At 72.6% G+C, this 17,075-nt stretch carries 16 protein-coding genes; 9 read left to right on the forward strand and 7 right to left on the reverse strand.

The genetic code is table 11. The annotated features are described in order from the left end of the window. The first annotated feature begins 69 nt into the window (after nt 1–69). From AC0NZQ_RS06355 to AC0NZQ_RS06365, 3 genes are all read left to right on the forward strand, one after another. A complete protein-coding gene (locus tag AC0NZQ_RS06355) occupies nt 70–240 on the forward strand; it encodes a hypothetical protein (protein WP_474528819.1) in 171 nt (56 codons plus the stop codon). A 171-nt stretch (nt 241–411) separates the two neighbouring features. After that, nucleotides 412–1,326, forward strand: a complete 915-nt coding sequence (locus AC0NZQ_RS06360) for an AurF N-oxygenase family protein (protein ID WP_474529436.1) — start codon at nt 412–414, stop codon at nt 1,324–1,326. Further along, nucleotides 1,327–2,964 carry an FAD-dependent oxidoreductase gene (locus AC0NZQ_RS06365; RefSeq protein WP_474528822.1) on the forward strand — a complete coding sequence of 546 codons (1,638 nt, stop codon included), beginning with the start codon at nt 1,327–1,329 and terminating at the stop codon, nt 2,962–2,964. It begins immediately after the preceding gene. A 3-nt stretch (nt 2,965–2,967) separates the two neighbouring features. On the opposite strand, the gene AC0NZQ_RS06370 is transcribed toward AC0NZQ_RS06365, so the two are convergent. The 3 genes from AC0NZQ_RS06370 to AC0NZQ_RS06380 are packed head-to-tail and all read right to left on the reverse strand — an operon-like array spanning nt 2,968 to nt 6,225. Further along, entirely contained in the window at nt 2,968–3,759 is a 792-nt protein-coding gene (locus AC0NZQ_RS06370; protein ID WP_474528824.1) for a hypothetical protein, read from the reverse strand. Between the two features lie 55 nt (nt 3,760–3,814). Continuing rightward, a complete protein-coding gene (locus AC0NZQ_RS06375; protein ID WP_474528825.1) occupies nt 3,815–4,942 on the reverse strand; it encodes a DUF5685 family protein in 1,128 nt (375 codons plus the stop codon). A gap of 29 nt (nt 4,943–4,971) precedes the next feature. Further along, nucleotides 4,972–6,225 (reverse strand): APC family permease, encoded by a 1,254-nt coding sequence (locus AC0NZQ_RS06380; RefSeq protein WP_474528826.1) that lies wholly within the window; start codon nt 6,223–6,225, stop codon nt 4,972–4,974. 83 nt (nt 6,226–6,308) lie between these two features. Here AC0NZQ_RS06380 and AC0NZQ_RS06385 point away from each other — a divergent pair, with 83 nt between their 5' ends. From AC0NZQ_RS06385 to AC0NZQ_RS06405, 5 genes are all read left to right on the forward strand, one after another. Then, nucleotides 6,309–6,518 (forward strand): dodecin, encoded by a 210-nt coding sequence (locus AC0NZQ_RS06385; RefSeq protein ID WP_474528827.1) that lies wholly within the window; start codon nt 6,309–6,311, stop codon nt 6,516–6,518. A gap of 2 nt (nt 6,519–6,520) precedes the next feature. Beyond that, nucleotides 6,521–6,973, forward strand: coding sequence for a flavodoxin family protein (locus tag AC0NZQ_RS06390; RefSeq protein WP_474528828.1), 453 nt, complete (start codon nt 6,521–6,523; stop codon nt 6,971–6,973). A 98-nt stretch (nt 6,974–7,071) separates the two neighbouring features. After that, nucleotides 7,072–8,406 carry an alpha/beta hydrolase gene (locus AC0NZQ_RS06395; protein WP_474528829.1) on the forward strand — a complete coding sequence of 445 codons (1,335 nt, stop codon included), beginning with the start codon at nt 7,072–7,074 and terminating at the stop codon, nt 8,404–8,406. Between the two features lie 32 nt (nt 8,407–8,438). After that, entirely contained in the window at nt 8,439–10,148 is a 1,710-nt protein-coding gene (locus tag AC0NZQ_RS06400) for a phosphatidylglycerol lysyltransferase domain-containing protein (protein ID WP_474528830.1), read from the forward strand. Continuing rightward, a complete protein-coding gene (locus AC0NZQ_RS06405) occupies nt 10,145–11,122 on the forward strand; it encodes an alpha/beta hydrolase (RefSeq protein ID WP_474528831.1) in 978 nt (325 codons plus the stop codon). Before AC0NZQ_RS06400 ends, AC0NZQ_RS06405 begins: the two co-directional genes overlap by 4 nt. A 4-nt stretch (nt 11,123–11,126) precedes the next feature. Here the strand turns inward: AC0NZQ_RS06405 and AC0NZQ_RS06410 are convergent, their stop codons facing one another. Genes AC0NZQ_RS06410 through AC0NZQ_RS06420 form a run of 3 tightly spaced genes read right to left on the reverse strand, consistent with a single transcriptional unit; the run spans nt 11,127 to nt 14,099 of the window. Beyond that, nucleotides 11,127–12,698: a DNA polymerase Y family protein gene (locus AC0NZQ_RS06410; protein WP_474528832.1), complete on the reverse strand. Its 1,572-nt coding sequence runs from the start codon at nt 12,696–12,698 to the stop codon at nt 11,127–11,129. A gap of 2 nt (nt 12,699–12,700) precedes the next feature. Beyond that, a complete protein-coding gene (locus AC0NZQ_RS06415) occupies nt 12,701–13,390 on the reverse strand; it encodes a hypothetical protein (RefSeq protein WP_474528833.1) in 690 nt (229 codons plus the stop codon). Between the two features lie 31 nt (nt 13,391–13,421). Beyond that, on the reverse strand, nt 13,422–14,099 hold the full coding sequence (locus tag AC0NZQ_RS06420; RefSeq protein ID WP_474528834.1) for a TetR/AcrR family transcriptional regulator: 678 nt from the start codon (nt 14,097–14,099) through the stop codon (nt 13,422–13,424). A gap of 86 nt (nt 14,100–14,185) precedes the next feature. On the opposite strand from AC0NZQ_RS06420, the gene AC0NZQ_RS06425 reads away from it, so the two are divergent. Continuing rightward, nucleotides 14,186–15,127, forward strand: coding sequence for a hypothetical protein (locus tag AC0NZQ_RS06425; protein ID WP_474528835.1), 942 nt, complete (start codon nt 14,186–14,188; stop codon nt 15,125–15,127). 12 nt (nt 15,128–15,139) lie between these two features. On the opposite strand, the gene asnB is transcribed toward AC0NZQ_RS06425, so the two are convergent. Next, entirely contained in the window at nt 15,140–17,002 is a 1,863-nt protein-coding gene (gene asnB / locus AC0NZQ_RS06430) for an asparagine synthase (glutamine-hydrolyzing) (RefSeq protein ID WP_474528836.1), read from the reverse strand. Nucleotides 17,003–17,075: the final 73 nt, after the last annotated feature.

The following is a 17,075-nucleotide window of genomic DNA, read 5'->3' on the forward strand; positions in this document are numbered from 1 at the left end:
ACGGTCCGCGCCCACCGCCCGGACCGCCGGCCGAACCCGTGCCGGGGCACCACCGCCCGAGGAGGCCCCATGAGCACGAACCGCACCGACCACGACGAGCCCGCGAACCCCGACGACCGCGACGCGGGTGGTCGCCACCTTCCCGAGGTGGGCGACGACGAGCGGGAGAACCGCGAGCACATCGCCGAGACGGGAGAACCGAAGCGCGACAAGTTCGGCAACGCCGACGGGGCCAGCTGATCGCGGTGGTCCGTAGGTCCACGCTCAGTGGCGGCCAGCTGGCGTGACCAGCGTCGCTCGGGGGGTTGTAGCTGTGACGGGCCGTGATACATACTCGTCATCTCGGGTACCTATCACGTCAAGTCACAGGTACGCCCGTCCCGAGTGAGCCAGGGAGACGCGATGACCCTCATGGACCGCGACACCAGCACCACCGCCGGCACCGGCGCGCCCTCGACCGACGACGTCGCCGCCCGCCTGCTCGGCTCCAGTGCGCAACTCTCCTACGACCCGCGGCTGGAGGTCGACTGGGAGACCCCGCTGGATCCGAGCCATCACGGTGCCAGCCCCGAGTGGTCGACGCTCTACGGGACGTCCTACTGGGACGAGCTCACCGAGGCGCAGCGCGCCGAGCTGACCCGGCAGGAGTCGGCCTGCGTCGCCAGCACCGGGATCTGGTTCGAGATCATCCTGCAGCAGATGATGCTGCGCGACGTCTACGCCAAGGACCGGACCTCCGCCGAGTTCCAGTGGGCGCTCACCGAGATCGCCGACGAGTGCCGGCACTCGATCATGTTCGCCCGCGGCGCGGAGAAGTTGAACGCGCCGGCCTACATGCCGAAGCGGGCCGTGGTCGAGCTCGGTCGAATCTTCAAGACCATCGCCTGGGGTGAGGCCGCCTACGCCGCGATCCTCGTCGCCGAGGAGGTCCTCGACGTCATGCAGCGCGACTGGATGCGCGACGAGCGCGTGGCGCCCTTCGTGCGGACGATCAACAACATCCACGTCGTCGAGGAATCGCGACACATGAAGTTCGCCCGGCAGGAGGTCGTCGACCGGATGGCCGGGGTGAGCCGCGCCCGTCGCCACAGCAGCGCCCTGCTCGTCGCCCTCGCCGCCTACTTCATCGTCACCAGCATGGTCAGCGACGAGGTCTACGAGCAGGCCGGGCTGGACGTCCAGCGCGCCAAGCGGGAGGCCGCCGCGAACGAGCACTACAAGGCCCTGCTGCGCTCCAGCTGCCGCGGCCTCATGGAGTTCCTCGAGTCGGCCGGCCTGCTGACGGCACCGGCGAAGGCGTTGTACAAGCGCGCGAATCTGCTCTAAATGCCGTACGTCATCACGCAGAACTGCTGCAAAGACGCCTCCTGCGTCACGGCGTGCCCGGTCAACTGCATTCACCCGGCCCCGCCGGAGCAGGGGTTCGCTGACGAGCCGATGCTCTACGTCGACCCGCGGGCCTGCATCGACTGCGGTGCCTGTGCCGACGCCTGCCCGGTCGATGCCATCGTCCCGGCGGACACGCTGCGCGGGCCCGAGCGCATCTACATCCAGCTCAACGCCGACCACTTCGCCGATGTCCCGGTCGCGCCCGCCTCCGGGCCGCTCTTCCGCACGTGGGACAACCCGACCTTCGACTGGTCTTTGCCGAGCGACTTCGCCGGCCTGGACGTCGCCGTCGTCGGCACGGGTCCGGCGGGCATGTACGCCGCCGAACTGCTGCTGCTGCACACGCAGTCCACCGTCACGCTGATCGACCGGTTGCCGGTGGCCGGCGGGCTCGTCCGCTACGGCGTCGCGCCCGACCACCCCGGCACCAAGCGCATCGGCCACACCTTCGCCCGGCTCTACGCGCATCCGCGAGTGCGCATGCTGCTCGGCGTGGACGTCGGCACCGCGGTGAGCGTCGCTCAGCTTGCCGAGCACTTCGACGCCGTGATCTATGCCGTCGGAGCCTCGGTCGGAAAGCAGTTGGGCGTCCCCGGCGAGGAGCTCCGCGGCTGCGTCACCGCGCCTGACCTCGTCGGCTGGTACAACGCGCATCCCGACGTCCCCGCCGATGCCGTCAGCCTCGATCACGATCGCGCGGTCGTGGTGGGCAACGGCAACGTGGCGCTGGACGTCGCGCGCATCCTGAGCTCCGACCCCGCCGCGCTCGCCGGGACCGACATCGCCGACCATGCGCTGTCGGCGCTCCAGGGTCGTCCCGTCCGCGAGGTGGTGCTGCTCGCCCGGCGCGGACCCGAGGACGCCGCCTACTCGGCGCCGGAGCTGCTGGCGCTGCGCGAGCTGAGTGACGAGCACGATGTCGAACTCGTGGTGGACGACCGCGATCCGCGCACTGGCGACGCCATCGACGCCGCGGCGCCGGGGAGCAAGGCCGGGCTGCTGCAACCGCTGCGCCGGGTACGCCCCGACGGCGGCACGCCTGCGCTGGGGCGCCGCATCGTGCTGCGCTTCCACACCACGGTGGCGGAGCTGACCGGCAACGGTCGCGTGACGGCGGTCCGCCTCGCTGACGGTGACGAGCTCGACTGCGGGCTGGTCGTCACCTCCATCGGCTACGGCGGACGTCCGGTGCCGGGCCTGCCCTTCGACGCGGCGGCGGGCGTCGTGCCCCACGAGGCCGGACGGGTCGCCGGCGTCGCCGGGGCCTATGCGGTGGGCTGGTGCAAGCGCGGGTCGTCCGGCGGTATCGGCGACAACCGCACCGACGCGGCCGAGACGGTCCGCACCCTGCTCGACGACGCCGTCGCGGGGAGGCTGCCGCGCGGCAAGGGTGGGGCCAAGGCGCTGGCGCGGCTGGTCGGCCGGGCCGGGGTGGACGTGGTGGACGGCGAGGGGTTGCGGCGGATCCTCGCCGCCGAACAGGCGCGGGGGAAGTCCCACGGTCGGCCGGCGGCGAAGTTCGCGACCGTGCCGGATCTCGTTGCCGCGAGCCGCAGGCGTCGCCTGCCGCGCTGAGCCTCAGCCGGTGGCGTCGTCCGACGGCGGCGCGTCTGGCCGCGGGTCGTGCTGCGGGTCGTGCTCTGGGGCACCTGACTGCGCGGCGCCGTCGTCCGGCTGTGTGCGGGCGGCGCGGTACGTGGTCGTCCGCAGCTGCACCGGCATCATCCGTGGTGCGGCGCTCTCGGCCGGGGCGTCGCTCGCGGTGGCCTGACGGAACCGCTTCATCCGCAGCTTGATCGGCAGCAGTCGGGGTCCGACGGGGGACTTCTTCGCCGGCGTGGCCGTCCGGTAAGTGCGCGGCCGGAACGAGACCGGCAGCATCGCCGCGCGGGCGGCGGCGACGTCCTCGCCGGCGATGATGTCGGGGCTCGAACCCCCGCCGGGGCGGCTGCCGTACTGCTCGTGGAGACCCCCGGGGCCGTACATCGGATCCTCGACGACCCCGCTGGGCCGGGACCGGGAGATGTGGTGTTCCGAGACGTCGTCCGCGGGCAGCGGACCGGTCTCCCCGGTGCTGCCGACTGCGGCGTCGCCGTCCGCCGGTCCGTCCGAGCTGACGGTCGGCCGCGACGGACGGTCCACGCGCGGCATCGTGCTGTAGTCCGGCAGCGCGCCGCCCTGGAACAGCTGCATGGCGTCGTCGGCAAAGACGGAGACCCAGTTGCCGGAGGGGTACAGCGCGGCGAGCGTGGTGCCGACGAAGACCTCGAGATTGCCGCCGTTGACCCGCCAGCGCGTCCCCAGCTCGTACTTCTCGAAGCAGCTGGGCACGTCGTCGTAGTCGCGGGTGACCACGACCGTCAACGACACGCCGCGGACGATACCCGGTGCGAGACCGCGGCGGAGTGGTTCGCCAGCGGCCCGGCTAGCAATCGCAGCAGTTGCAGCAATCGCAACAGTCCGGACAGTCTCCGCACGAACTGCAGCAGTCGCACCAGCCGCAGATGCGGTCGCAGAATCCCCGCTTCTCCTCCTCGTCCAGGTCGGAGGAGTTCTGCGAACAGGCCTGACAGGTGCCGCAGGCGACGAGAGAGGCGAGGCAGCCGGCGACGGGGCCCTTGGGCTTCGCCGCCGGTGGCGCCTCCCACCCCGGCCGGCTCGGCGGCTGCTGCTCCGGTGGGAGCGGTGGGGTGAGCGGTGGCGGCTGCGGCTCCCCGGCGTGGCCGAAGGCCCGCCGGACCGCGGCATCCAGCTCGTGGACGAGGAGCTTGTGGACCAGCTGTCCATCGACGACGTCGACCTCGCAGAGGGCGAGTCGGACGCCGAGGACGGCGTCGTCGCAGTGCCGGCGGACCTCGTCCGGAGTCAGGCCGAGGGCGTCGATCGGATTCCAGGCGCCCGCGGCGCGGTCGGCGTGGAGGTCCTCGACGGCGTCGAGCAGGTGGGCCAGCCGTCCGAAGAGCCGACCCGCCTCGGCCAGCGGCGCTTCGTTTCCGGGCCGTCCGGCCACGACCGCGGTGTGCCGGAAGGCGAGGGCGGTCGCCGCCTCGGTCGGCGCGGTGACGTCCAGCAGGGACGTCGGCGAGACCTCGACGCCGGCCTGCGCCGCGACGGTCTCGAGCAGGGCCCGGCTGTCCAGCGCGACCGTGGTAGCGGTGGCCGCACCGGCGAGGGCCAAGCGGTCGGCGACTCCGCTGCCCACCCGTTCGCGGAGCCGGCCGGCGAGGTCACCGTCCTCGACATGATCACGCAGCCGGGCGGAGGCGAGCAAGAGCGAGACGGCGGCGGCGAGCCGGGCGCCGTCACCGCGGGCCACCGAGGCGCGATGCATGCCGCGCAGCGCGCAGGGTCCCGCGGTGCGTCGCCCGCCTGCCCGGCCGAGCTGCGCCTCGACCAGGACCGAGACGACGAGGGCGTCGTAGTTGGTCACCAGCCGCGCGGCCTGGCCGTGCTCGTCACGCAGCGCCAGACAGAGTCCGCACAGGTGGGCCAGCCAGTCGCGCCGCAGCTCGGGGCCGAGGCGATTTCGGCACGGCCGAATGATCCCGAACATGCGCGAGAACCTAGTGCCGTCGGTGCCTGTCAGCCATGGCGCCGCGCCCGCGAGGTCGCGACGTACCCGACGGCGCCGAGCCCGACGACCAGTGCGCCGCCCAGCACACTCGTCATCGGCAGGTTCGCGGCGAGCACGGCGCAGCCGATGAGGCCGAGGGCCGGGACCCAGCGGGGTGGCGGCTCCTCGTCGCTGCGCAGGGTTGCCGCACTGGCGTTGGCCACCGCGTAGTAGAGGAGCACGCCGAAGGACGAGAAACCGATCGCGGCGCGGACGTCCCAGACGAGCACCAGCAGCACCACCACCGCGGCGACGGCGATCTCGGCGTTGCGAGGCGTCCCGCGGCGGTCGTCCACGCCGGCCAACCGGTGGGGCAGGTGACGGTCGCGGGCCATGGCGAGCGTGGTGCGCGAGACGCCGAGGAGCAGGGCGAGCAACGAACCCAGCGCCGCGAGCGCCGCGCCGACACGGACCACGGGCGCCATGGCGCCTGCTCCGGCGGCCTCGACCGCCGTACGCAGCGGCGCGGGGGAGCCGGCCAGCGCCGGTGCCCCGGCGGCCGCGAGCACCGCCACGGCGACGAGGGCGTACACCGTCAGCGTGAGGGTGAGCGCGATTCGGACGGCGCGGGGGATGGTGCGGGCCGGGTCGCGGACCTCCTCGCTGAGGGTGGCCAGCCGGGCGTAGCCGGCGAAGGCGAAGAAGAGGAACCCGGCCGCCTGCAGGACGCCGCGGACCCCACCGCCGGGGAACGGGTCGAGCCGGCTGCCCGGCGCCGTCGCGCCCAGCAAGCAGACGACCACCACGGCGGCAAGGACGAGCAGCACGACGACCACGACGACCCGGGTGACGATCATGGTCCGCTGCACGCCCGACACCGACAGCGCGGTGAGCGCGACCACCGCCACGACCGCAGCCGGTCGGGGGTGGGACGGGACGGCGTAGGCGGCGAAGGTCAAGGCCATCGCCGCGCAGCTGGCCGTCTTGCCCACCACGAAGGACCAGCCGGCCAGATGTCCCCAGAACGGGCCGAGCCGGCGCCGGCCGTAGACGTAGGTCCCTCCGGACTCGGGGTGGCGTGCCGCCAACCGTGCCGAGGAGATCGCGTTGCAGTACGCGACCACGGCGGCGACGGCCAGTGCCAGCAACAGCCCCGCTCCTGCCGCGCGCGCGGCGGGGCCGAAGGCCGCGAAGACACCGGCGCCGAGCATGGCGCCGAGGCCCACCGTCGTCGCGTCGACCATGCCGAGACGTCGGCTCAGGCGAGGAGCGGGCGGCGTCACCCGGGCAGTCTGCCGCGATCGGGTGAACATCGGGCCACGGGCGGGGAGGACCAGAGGGAGGATTCCCACCACAGGAGGCAGTCATGGCCGACAACACCTACCGCGTCACCGAGATCGTCGGAACGTCCGAGACCGGCGTCGACGACGCGATCAAGGGCGCGATCGGTCGCGCCGCGCAGACGCTGCGCGGCCTCGACTGGTTCGAGGTCACCGAGATCCGCGGGCACATCGAGGACGGCGCCGTCGCGCACGTTCAGGTGGGGCTGAAGGTCGGTTTCAAGCTCGAGGACTGAGGATGGCGGTTCTGCTCGTCGTCCACCACACGCCCTCACCCGCCACCCGGGAGCTGCTGGAGGCTGTGCTGGCCGGAACCAAGGCCGACGGCATCGAGGGCGTGGAGGTGCGGACCCGTCCGGCGCTCGTCGCCTCGGCCGTCGAGGTGCTCGAGGCCGACGGGTTCCTGCTCGGCACCCCGGCCAACATCGGCTACCTCTCCGGGGCGATGAAGCACTTCTTCGACGGCGTCTACTACCCGACCCTGACGGAGAAGCCCGGTGCCCCCTACGGGCTCTGGGTTCACGGCAACAACGACGCCGCCGGCGCGGTCCGGGCCGCCGAGTCGATCACGACCGGTCTGGGCTGGCGACGGGCGGTGGAGCCGGTGGTGATCACCGGCGGGGTCGACAAGGCGGCCCGCGAGGCGTGCTTCGAGCTCGGCGCCACGGTGGCGGCGACGCTGATGTCGTGAGACGACGAAGAAGCAACTGAGCCGTTCGGCTTCCTCACACCTGCTCTGCACGAGAGTTCCCTCCGTCGCGATGACGCGACATTCGTGCAGGAGGGGCCGTGGAACCCGATTCGGTATTGCTCGTCGTCGTGCTCGTGCTGGTCACCGGCGCAGCTCTGTACCTGGCTGCCCGTGACGGGCGGTGGTGGTGGAAGGCCACGGGGGCGACCCTCGCCTTCGTCCTCGCCATCGGAGTGGGAGCTGTCGCGGTCAACGACTACTACGGCTACTACACCAGCTGGGGTCAGCTGGCTGACGACTTCGGCGGCGGCGATGCCACCTTCGTCAGCCAGGTCTCCGACCGCGGCACCTCGCAGCTGGGACAGGGCACCCTTGAGTCGGTGATGTTTCGCGGAGCCCGCTCCGGCATCAACCGCGAGGGCCTGGTTTACCTGCCGCCGCAGTACTTCCAGGCGCGCTACGCCCACACCCGCTTCCCCGTCGTCGAGCTGACCCACGGCACGCCCGGCTCGCCGTCGCAGTACCCGGTGCAGCTGCAGCTCGTGGCGCTCGCGCACCACCTGCTGGAGTACCGGCAGGCCGGCCCGATGATCTTCGTGATGCCCGACATCAGCGACGGCAACCGCTTCGAGGAGTGCGTCGACGCGCCGGGCGCCAAGGACGACACCTACGTCACGCAGGACGTCCGCGCCGATGTGCTGGCACACTTCCGGGCCGCCACCGACCCCGCCGAGTGGGGCATCGCCGGGTTCTCCTCCGGCGGGTACTGCTCGGCCAATCTCGCGCTGCGCCACCCTGCCGACTTCGGCGCCGCGGGCCTGATGGACGCCTACTACCGCCCGCAGGACGGCCCTGCCGCGGCGGCCCTGCACGACAACCGGCAGGCCGAGCGCGCGAACGACCCGCTCGCCCTCGCCGCAGCGCTCACCACGCGGTCCGCGCCGGTGCCGTCGTTCTGGATCTCGGCCGGCACCGGGGTGGCCGAGGACATCAACGGTGCTCGCGCCTTCATCCGGGCGCTGCACGGCATCGAGCAGGTCACCTTCGATCGTGAGCCTGGTGCCGGACACAACTTCTACGCTTGGCGCGCCTCGCTGCCGCCGCTGCTCGCGTGGATGTGGACGCAGCTCGCACCGCCGGCGCTGCGACACCAGTTCCCGGTCGCGGGCGCCGCGCAGGAGACCACGCTGCCGGTCACGCAACCGCCGTCGGTCGACACGAAGCACGCCCGTCACACGCTGCTGCCGCTGCGGCCGTCCCACCGCCCGAGCATGCCCGTCAGCGGTGGCGCCACGGCCCACCACCTCGCACCGTCGGCCGTCCCGTCGAGCGCGAGCCCGTCCTCGGCGCGTCCCTCGGCCACGGCGCATCCCTCGGCTGTCCCCTCCACCCACCCCACCCGCACCACCGCCTCGAAAGGACCACGGTCGTGACGCTCAGCCTCGGCGCGATGAGGAGCCGAACAGTGACCCCGCGCGATGACGACGAGCGCGGCCCCGCGCGCCCCACGCCCGCCGCGCTGGCCCTGGTCACGGTGATCACCGGACTGTTGCTGCTGGCCGATGTCCTGGTGCCTCGCGACTGGCGGGTGCACTCGATCTCCACCGTGGTCGTCCCCGCCCCGGCCGGTGCCGCAGCGCGAGCCGTCGGTCTCGTTGCGGGCATCTTCCTGCTCCGCCTGGCCCGGGGGCTGCGGCAGCGACGGCGGGTGGCCTGGCGGCTCGCCGTCATCACCTGCGCCTGCGTCCTGGCGACCGAGGTGGTGCGGCACGAGGTCCGGATCGTCACCACGCTGCTGGTCGCGGGGCTCTTCATCGGTCTGATCGTGCGTCGCTCCGCCTTCACCGCCCGCACGGGTGCCCGTGGCAAGCGCATCGCCTTCCGCATCCTCTGGCAGGGCATCGTCTTCACCTTCGGCTACGGCATGCTGCTGCTCGTCCTGCCCGGCCACGTGCCCGGTCACGTCGGCTGGGGCCAGCGGCTCGGCGAGGTGGCGGCCTCGGCCGTCGGCCTCGGCGGCACCATTCCGATTAGCTCCGACTACTACGCCGATCTCGTGCACGCCACGGTCCTGCTCTCGGCCCTGCTCACCCTGGCGCTGTCGCTGGTCGTCGCGCTGCGCCCGGCGGCGGAGCCGCCCACGCTCGACGCGTCGGACGAGCAGCGGCTGCGGGAGCTGCTGGTCAAGCAGGGCACGCGCGACTCGCTCGGCTACTTTGCGCTGCGGCGCGACAAGTCAGTGGTCTGGTCGGCGTCCGGCAAGGCTGCGGTCACCTTCCGGGTGCTCGACGGCGTCGCCTTGATCAGCGGAGACCCGCTGGGTGATCCCGAGGCATGGCCCGGTGCGCTCTCGGCGTTCCGCGAGCTGACCGAGCAGCAGGGTTGGGTCCCGGCGGCCATGGGCAGCAGCGAGCTGGGCGCCAGCATCCTGCAGCGCGAGTGCGGCATGCGGGCGTTGGCCCTCGGCGACGAGGCCATCTTGGACGTCGCCTCCTTCTCGCTGGCCGGTCGCAGCATGCGCGACACCCGGCAGGCCTGCGCCCGGCTGCAGCGCAACGGCTACGAGGTCGTCATCCGGCGCAGCGCCGACATCCCGGCCGACGAACGACGCGAGCTCGCCGAGGCGGCGGAGCGCTGGCGCACCGACAGCGTCGAGCGCGGTTTCTCGATGGCGCTGTCGCGCTTCGGCGACGAGGCCGACGACCAGTGCGTCGTGGTCACGGCACGCCAGAACGGCGAGGTCCGCGGCCTGCTCAACTTCGTGCCGTGGGGCAAGGACGGGCTCTCCCTGGACCTCATGCGCCGTGATCGCAAGGCCGACAACGGCCTCAACGAGCTGATGATCGCCGAGCTCGCGCTGGGCTGCTCGGCGCTCGGCGTGAAGCGGATCTCGCTGAACTTCGCGGTCTTCCGCGACGCCCTGGCCCGCGGCGAGCGGATCGGCGCCGGCCCGGTGCTGCGCGGGTGGCGGTGGGTGCTGCTGGTCGCCTCGCGCTGGTACCAGATCGAGTCGCTCTACAAGTTCAACGACAAGTTCGGACCGCAGTGGGAGCCCCGCTTCTTCTGCTACCCGCGGATGCGGGACGTGCCGCGGGTGGCGCTCGCCGCGCTGGAGGCGGAGGCCTTCGTCGTCCGGCCGACCCTGCTGGCGCGCCTGACGGGCCACCACGCGTGACGGTACGGAAGGGGCGGGTCGCGCTGGCGGTGGGCGTGGGGCTCTCCGTCGCCGCGGTGGCGGCCTCGGTGCTCACCTCGGGCAGCGGGTCGTCGGCGCGGCCGAGGCACGACACCAGCGCCGGGCGGGACGCGGGGGCGTCCCGCCCGGCGCAGGCGGCCATCACCTCCTCGCCGGTGGCCAGGTCGGTGGCGGCGGCGGGTCTGAGCAGCCACGCCATTCCCGGCACGACCTCGCACTTCCGTGCCCGGCCGGCACTGGTCTGGATTCCGCCGGCGGCCCGGTCGCACCCGTCGTACCGCTTCCCCGTCCTCGAGCTGCTCATCGGCACGCCGGGCTCGCCGTCCAATTGGACCGAGCGGGGGCGCCTCGTGCAGACCATGTCCGCGCTCGCGGCTCGGCACGGTGGGCGGGCGCCGGTCGTCGTCGTGGTGGACGAGAACGGCACGCACGCAGCCGATACCGAGTGTGTCGACAAGCGCTCCGGTGATGTCGAGAAGTACCTCAGCGTCGATGTCCCGCGGTGGATCCGCGGCAACCTCCCGGTGCGGACCGGCCGCACCTCCTTCGCCATCGGCGGTCTCTCCGAGGGCGGCACGTGTGCGCTCATGCTCGCGCTGCGGCATCCGGCGATCTGGCAGACCTTCGACGACATCTCGGGGCTGGCGCGGCCCACCGTCGGCAACGACGACGACCGCGCCCGGACCATTCGCATCCTCTTCGGCGGCAGCGCCGCCGCCTTCGACGCCCACGACCCGACCGTGCTGCTGCGGCGGCACCGGTACCCGACCACCCGGGGCGAGCTCTCGTGGGGACGCGGTGACGCGAAGATCGTGCGGGACATGAAGATCGTCCGGCCGCTGCTGGTCAAGGCCGGCGTGAAGACGCGGGCCGTCTCCCGTAGCGGATCGCACGACTGGACGGTCTTCGGCTGGGGGCTGTCGTCCTTCGTGGGCTGGTGGTACCAGGGGTAGCGGGTCAGTCGTACACCGCCTCGACCTGCCAGCGGGCACCCTCGGCCGTCATGGTGCCCACGACGAGGTAGGCCCGGCCGTGGACGTCCACGACTTGGCACCGGACCACGCGGCGTGCCTCCGCGCCGGCCCACCAGCGCTCGTCCACCGGCCAGGGACCGGCCCACGAGGTGACGGCGGCGACGTCGCGCTCGAAGCCGAAGTACGCCGGCGGTGCCGGCATCGCGCCGCGCTCGGTGACAGTGACCGGGCGCCGGGCGGCGTCGAGCAGCTGGGCCGGTCGCGGTGGGTCCAGCAGGACCGAAGGTGCCGGTGCGGGCAGCTGGCCGGGCCAGGGCTGTTCGGGCGAGCGCAGCGGCAGCGGTTCGTCACCCCAGGGCACCAACCGCGTCCGCTGGCTCGGGTCGCGGCCACCGTCGAGGACGGGGGAGAGCACCGAGCCGTGTCCGAGCAGGGTCTGCACCCGGGCCAGGGCACGGGCGGCGCGTTCGTCGTCGTCACCCTGCCCGCCCCACAGTGCCTGCTGGTGCGCCCCTGTGGGGACGACCTCGAGGGGGACGAGGACGAGCCGGATGATCCCACCGGTGGGTCGGTGCGCCCCGGACAACCAGCCCTCGAGCTGCCAGCGGACCCGGTCCAGGACGTCGGCGGCGCCCATCACCCCGGCGTGCCGCCATCGGCGCACCGTCTCCTCGCCGTTCTCGCTCAGCGCCTGCAGCTCGAGGCAGGAACAGGCCAGGCCGTGGGCAGCGAGGTCGAGGACGAACTGCTCGGCCAGACCACGGGCCGAGAACGCCACCGTGTCGACCCGGTCGACAGGGGGTTCGAGATCGAGGGTGACGGTGAACTCGACCGGCGGGCGGCGCCCGCTGACGGGACGGTCGTCGACGCCGCCGGCCTGCCGGTGCGCCCACATCCCCTCCGGGCCGAAGCGGGCCAACACGTCGCGGGCGGGGAGGGCGGCGAAGGCGCCGAGGGTCCGGATGCCCAGCCGCGTGAGCAGGTCGATCAACGGCGAGGTCCCGCTCGGGTCGAGCGTCTCGACGGGCAGGCTCTCCAGAAAGGCGGGAGAGTCACCCGGTTCCACGACCATGCCGCGCCGTGCCGCCTGCTCGGCGGCGAAGCTGCCGTCGGCGATGCCGATGAGCAGATCGGCGCCGTTCAGGGCGGGGATGCCGGCCACCCCGCGGGACAGCGCCTGCAACACGCCGGTCTCGCCACCGAAGTACCGGGTGGGACCGCGCACGCCGATGGCGGCCAGTCCCGGCCGGGTGATCTCCACGCCGGGGGCGATGGCCTCCAGCGCCGCGACGACCGGTTCGAAGACCCGCGCCTCGGCCGCCTCGTCGCGGCCGAGGACGACGAGGTCGGGGCAGCGTCCCTGAGCCTCCCGGCGTCGCAACCCGCGCCGGACGCCGTGATCGCGGGCGACCTGCGAGCAGGCGACCACCCGGTTGGCGGTGACGACGGCCAGCGGCTCGTCGGCGCGGCGGCCGGCGTCGACCCTGGCGGTGGTGACCGGCCAGTCGGGGCACCAGATCGAGATGCGACGGGTGGCGTGGTCGGTGACAGTCATGGTCACCCGGCGAGGTCGATGACGGGGGCGAGCGGCTCGGCTGCGGCCAGACCACCGCCGGGGGCCGGGAGCAGCAGGTCGGCCGAGCGCGGCCGGGCGGAGGTGCCACGGCCGGCGGCGGAGACGGTGACCCGCCGGGCCCGCAGCCGCCCGGTGCCGTCACCGATGCCGAGCCAGGCGCCGCCCTCGGCTCGCAGCCGGACATCCGCACCCGGCCACGAGGTGGTGGCGGCGCCGACGAAGGGCATGAGCACGGCGTCCTTGCTGCGGGCCCGGGCAGCCAGGCGGCGGACGTCACCGGGGGGCAGCGACCGGCGCCCCACCGGCGGACGGGCGACGACGACGTCGACGGCATCCAGCAGCGCGCCCACCGCCGTGGTCCATCCCGCGTCGGCGGCGGGGACCAGGGCGAGTCGCCGCAGATCGACGCCGTACCCGGCGGCCGCCTCGGCGCTGATCCGCGGGAAGCCGACCAGGGCGCACCACGCGCCGCCGGCCGAGGCGGCACCGAGGAGGGCGTAGACCAGCGACACCGAGCCGCTGACGCTCACCGTGCTGCCCCGCCGCAGCCCGTCGGGCAGCACGGTGCGCAGGGCGTCGGCCACCGGCAGCGGCGGTGCCGTCCGGAGGCCGTACCGTTGCCAGTCGACGACCGACGATCCGTCGGGCTTGCGGATGGCAACGTCCAGCATCAGTCAATCATCGAACAGGCGTTCGATTGCGTCAATCCGGCTCCGGCGTGTCGCCGTCCTGCGGGTGCGCTCGCCGCGGCGCCGTCGGGGGCGGCCCCACCAGTCGCAGCACCATGTCCTCGGCGAGCGCGTCACGATCGGGCCAGGGGAACCACGGCAGGCTCGCGCGCAGCGTCGCCTGGCCGTGGAGTCCGACCCAGATGCGGGTGGTGGCGAGCGTGGCGTCCTGATCGGGGTCCGGCCCGCTCTCCAGATAGGCCCTGGTCGCCGCGAATAGCACCCCGAACGCGTCCGCCCCCGGTACCTGGCTCACGTCGTCGGCCTGCTGCGCGGTCCCGTCGAGGCGATGGCGCTCGAAGAGCACCCGGTAGTGGTGGGGCTGCCGAGCGGCGAAGTCGAGATAGGCCAGGCAGACGTGGCGCAGGGCCTCGGCCGGGTCGGGCGGGCCTGCGGCGGTGGCCTCGGCCAGTGTCGCGGCCAGCTCGGCGAAGGTGCCGGTGATGACCTCGCGCCGGATGTCGTCGCGATCGGCGAAGTGGCCGTAGATGGCCGGTGCCGTGACGCCGGCTCGCCGGGCGATGGCCCGCAGTGTCAGCGCGTCGTCGCTGCCGGTCTCCTCCAGGATCTTGCTCGCCGCGTCCAGGATGGCCGTCCGCAGCTCTGTGCCCCGACCGCTGCGCCGCGGTCGGTCCTTCGGTCCCACTGTCACCCGGTCGACTTTACAGGTGTTTAGATGTGCACCCGGACGGGCAACTAAACACCTGTAAACCAACATCGGCGGCAGTGGAGGCGATCATGTTCGAAGAGTTCGGTCAGGCAGCGCGGTGGCATCGCCCCCTGGCGGTCTTCGCAGGGGCTATGGCGATCACCGGCGTCGGCTGCGGCATCGGATACGCGGTGGATCCGCGCCTGCTCGACGGGGTCTCGGTGTGGGCCAAGCCCCTGAAGTTCTCGGTCTCCTTCGCGGTCTACGCCGGCACCCTGGCCTGGTTGACCTCGCGGTTGGACGACTCGCGGGGTGCGCGCCTGGCTCGCAGGGCGGGCACGATCATCGCCGTCGCCGCGGCGGGGGAGATGCTGGCCGTCCTGCTCCAGGCCGCCCGGGGACGGCGCAGCCACTTCAACGTCTCCACCCCCGTCGACGCTGCCGTCTACGCGGCCATGGGCGGGCTGGCGGTGGTCATCTTCGTCGCCACCATCGCGGTAGCCGTCGCCCTGCTGCGGCAATCGCCGTCCGGTGACCCCGCCCTGCGGTGGGCGTTGCGGTTCGGCGTGGCGATCAGCCTGGCCGGCATGGCCGTCGGCTTCCTGATGGTCACCCCGCGGTCCGGGCAGGGTCCGGGGTCGGCGGCCATCGGCGGCCACAACGTCGGTTCGGTCGGGGCCGGGCACGTGCTGCCGGTGCTCGGCTGGGACACCAGCGGCGGGGACCTCCGCGTGCCCCACTTCGTCGGCATGCACGCGCTGCAGGTGCTGCCGCTGCTCGCTGCCGGGCTCGCCCTGCTGCCGGGTCTGCGACGCCAGGACGAGCAGACCCGGCTGCGGCTGCTGCAGGTCGCCTCCGGTGGGTACGCCGGCGCCTTCGGCCTCGTGCTCTGGCAGGCGCTGCGCGGCCAGTCGGTCACCTCGCCGGACCGCTGGACGACGGCTGCCGCCGCAACCCTGGTCGGAGGTGTCGCGGCGGCAGTCGTGGCCGTGCTTGCCCGCCATCGGCGGGCCGAGGCCAGTCCTCGGTGACGCGGCCGAGGATCAGACGTCCAGGGCGACGTCGTAGTCACGCAGCCAGTCGTCGATGAACAGCAGTCGGTCGACGGGCATCTGCTTGCTCGTGTCGGGTGAGGCGGCGAGCTCGCGGACCTGATCGAGGTCGGCGAGGCGGTGGACGGCGGAGCTGTCGTCGTCCACGCGGCGCAGCAGCTCGGCCGACGTGGCGGCGACGTAACCGGGGTCCTGCGTCTGCGGGTACGGGCTCTTCACGCGCTGGACCACCGACTCGGGCAGCAGGTGCTTGGTCGCGGCGCGCAGCAGCGACTTCTCGCGGCCGTCGAAGGTCTTCATCGCCCACGGCGTGTTGAAGACGTACTCGACGAGGCGGTGGTCGCAGAAGGGCACGCGAACCTCGAGCCCGACGGCCATGCTCATCCGGTCCTTGCGGTCGAGCAGGTTGGGCAGGAACCGGGTCAGGTAGAGGTAGCAGACCTCGCGCATCCGGGCCTCGTGCCCGGTCTGCCCCTCGACCCGCGGCACGTTCGCCAGCGCGGTGGCGTACTCGTCGGCGAGGTACTGCGGCAGCTCCAGCGCCTTGGCGATCGGCTCGGCGATCAGCTGCGGCTGGATCATGCGCCGGCTCATCGAACCGTGCAGCCACGGGAACGAACCGGAGTAGATGGCGTCGTGGTCGTGGAACTCCTTGTAGCCGCCGAAGACCTCGTCGGCCGACTCGCCGGACAGCGCCACGGTCGACTGCTCGCGGACGGCCTTGAAGAGCAGGTACAGCGAGGTGTCCATCTCGCCGAGGCTGGGCAGGTCGCGGGCGTGCAGGACGGCGTGCCGGGCGGCCGGATCGAGCAGTGCGGCGTTGTCCAGCTCGATGGTGCGGTGGTCGGCAGCGACGTGCTGGGCGACGTCGATGACGTAGGGCTGATCCGGCGTGCCACGCAGGTCGTCGGCCTTAAAGTTGTCGGTGTATCCGCTGAAGTCCACCGAGAACGAGCGCACCGGACCGGCCCCGGCATCGCGCAGCTTCTCGGCCGCCAGCGCGGTGAGCGCCGACGAGTCCAGTCCACCGGAGAGCAGCGTGCAGAGCGGGACGTCGGCGATGAGCTGCCGGTTCGCGGTGTCGAGCAGCAGGTCCCGGACGGTGCCGATGGTGGTGTCGAGATCGTCGGTGTGCTCGTAGCCGGGAAGCGTCCAGTAGGTCTCGTCGTGGACGCCGTTGCGGTCGATGCGGACGACGTGGCCGGGCGTGACCTCCTTCATGCCGCGGAACGGCGTCTCGCCGGGGACGGCCACGAAGCCGAAGACCTTGCGCAGGCCGTCCTCGTCCACGACACGCTCGGCGAGCGGGTTGGCCAGGATGGCCTTGGGCTCGGAACCGAAGAGGACGCCGTGCTGCGTCGGGTAGTAGTACAGCGGCTTGATGCCGAGACGGTCGCGGACGAGCAACAGTTGCTGCGCGGCCTCGTCCCAGATCGCGTAGGCGAACATGCCGTTGAAGCGCTCGACGGCGCGCGGGCCCCACTGTCGGTGGGCGGCGAGGACGACCTCGGTGTCACTGCGGGTGGCGAAGTGGACCCCGGCCGCGGCCAGCTCGTCACGGATCTCGCGGAAGTTGTAGGTCTCGCCGCTGTAGACCATGGCAAGTTCGTCGGATCGGGCGCCGTCCTGCCAGCGCAGGAACTCGCCGGTGCGCTTGTCCACCGACATCGGCTGGTCGCCGGTCTCGAGGTCGATGACCGACAGCCGGCGGTGGCCCAGCGCGGCGTGTTCGCGCAGGTACAACCCCTCGGCGTCGGGGCCGCGGTCGGCCATGGTCCTGGTCATCGCCTCGGCGGTCGACCGCCGGGTCCGCAGGTCGGTGCCGAAGTCGATCCAGCCGGCAATTCCGCACATGAGCGCCACTCCTTCGTGGTCCGAGATTCAGTTAGCTTGGCTAACGATATCGCGGATCGACCGAAATGTCGGA

The organism is Jatrophihabitans sp. sgz311053 (assembly GCF_056135305.1).

Excerpts from the sequence above, each read along its gene's own strand:
- AC0NZQ_RS06355 (WP_474528819.1), top strand. The coding sequence starts at position 70 with ATGAGCACGAACCGCACCGACCACGACGAGCCCGCGAACCCCGACGAC.
- AC0NZQ_RS06360 (WP_474529436.1), top strand. The coding sequence starts at position 412 with ATGGACCGCGACACCAGCACCACCGCCGGCACCGGCGCGCCCTCGACC.
- AC0NZQ_RS06365 (WP_474528822.1), top strand. The coding sequence starts at position 1,327 with ATGCCGTACGTCATCACGCAGAACTGCTGCAAAGACGCCTCCTGCGTC.
- AC0NZQ_RS06375 (WP_474528825.1), bottom strand. The coding sequence starts at position 4,942 with ATGTTCGGGATCATTCGGCCGTGCCGAAATCGCCTCGGCCCCGAGCTG.
- AC0NZQ_RS06385 (WP_474528827.1), top strand. The coding sequence starts at position 6,309 with ATGGCCGACAACACCTACCGCGTCACCGAGATCGTCGGAACGTCCGAG.
- AC0NZQ_RS06390 (WP_474528828.1), top strand. The coding sequence starts at position 6,521 with ATGGCGGTTCTGCTCGTCGTCCACCACACGCCCTCACCCGCCACCCGG.
- AC0NZQ_RS06410 (WP_474528832.1), bottom strand. The coding sequence starts at position 12,698 with ATGACTGTCACCGACCACGCCACCCGTCGCATCTCGATCTGGTGCCCC.
- AC0NZQ_RS06415 (WP_474528833.1), bottom strand. The coding sequence starts at position 13,390 with ATGCTGGACGTTGCCATCCGCAAGCCCGACGGATCGTCGGTCGTCGAC.
- AC0NZQ_RS06425 (WP_474528835.1), top strand. The coding sequence starts at position 14,186 with ATGTTCGAAGAGTTCGGTCAGGCAGCGCGGTGGCATCGCCCCCTGGCG.
- asnB (WP_474528836.1), bottom strand. The coding sequence starts at position 17,002 with ATGTGCGGAATTGCCGGCTGGATCGACTTCGGCACCGACCTGCGGACC.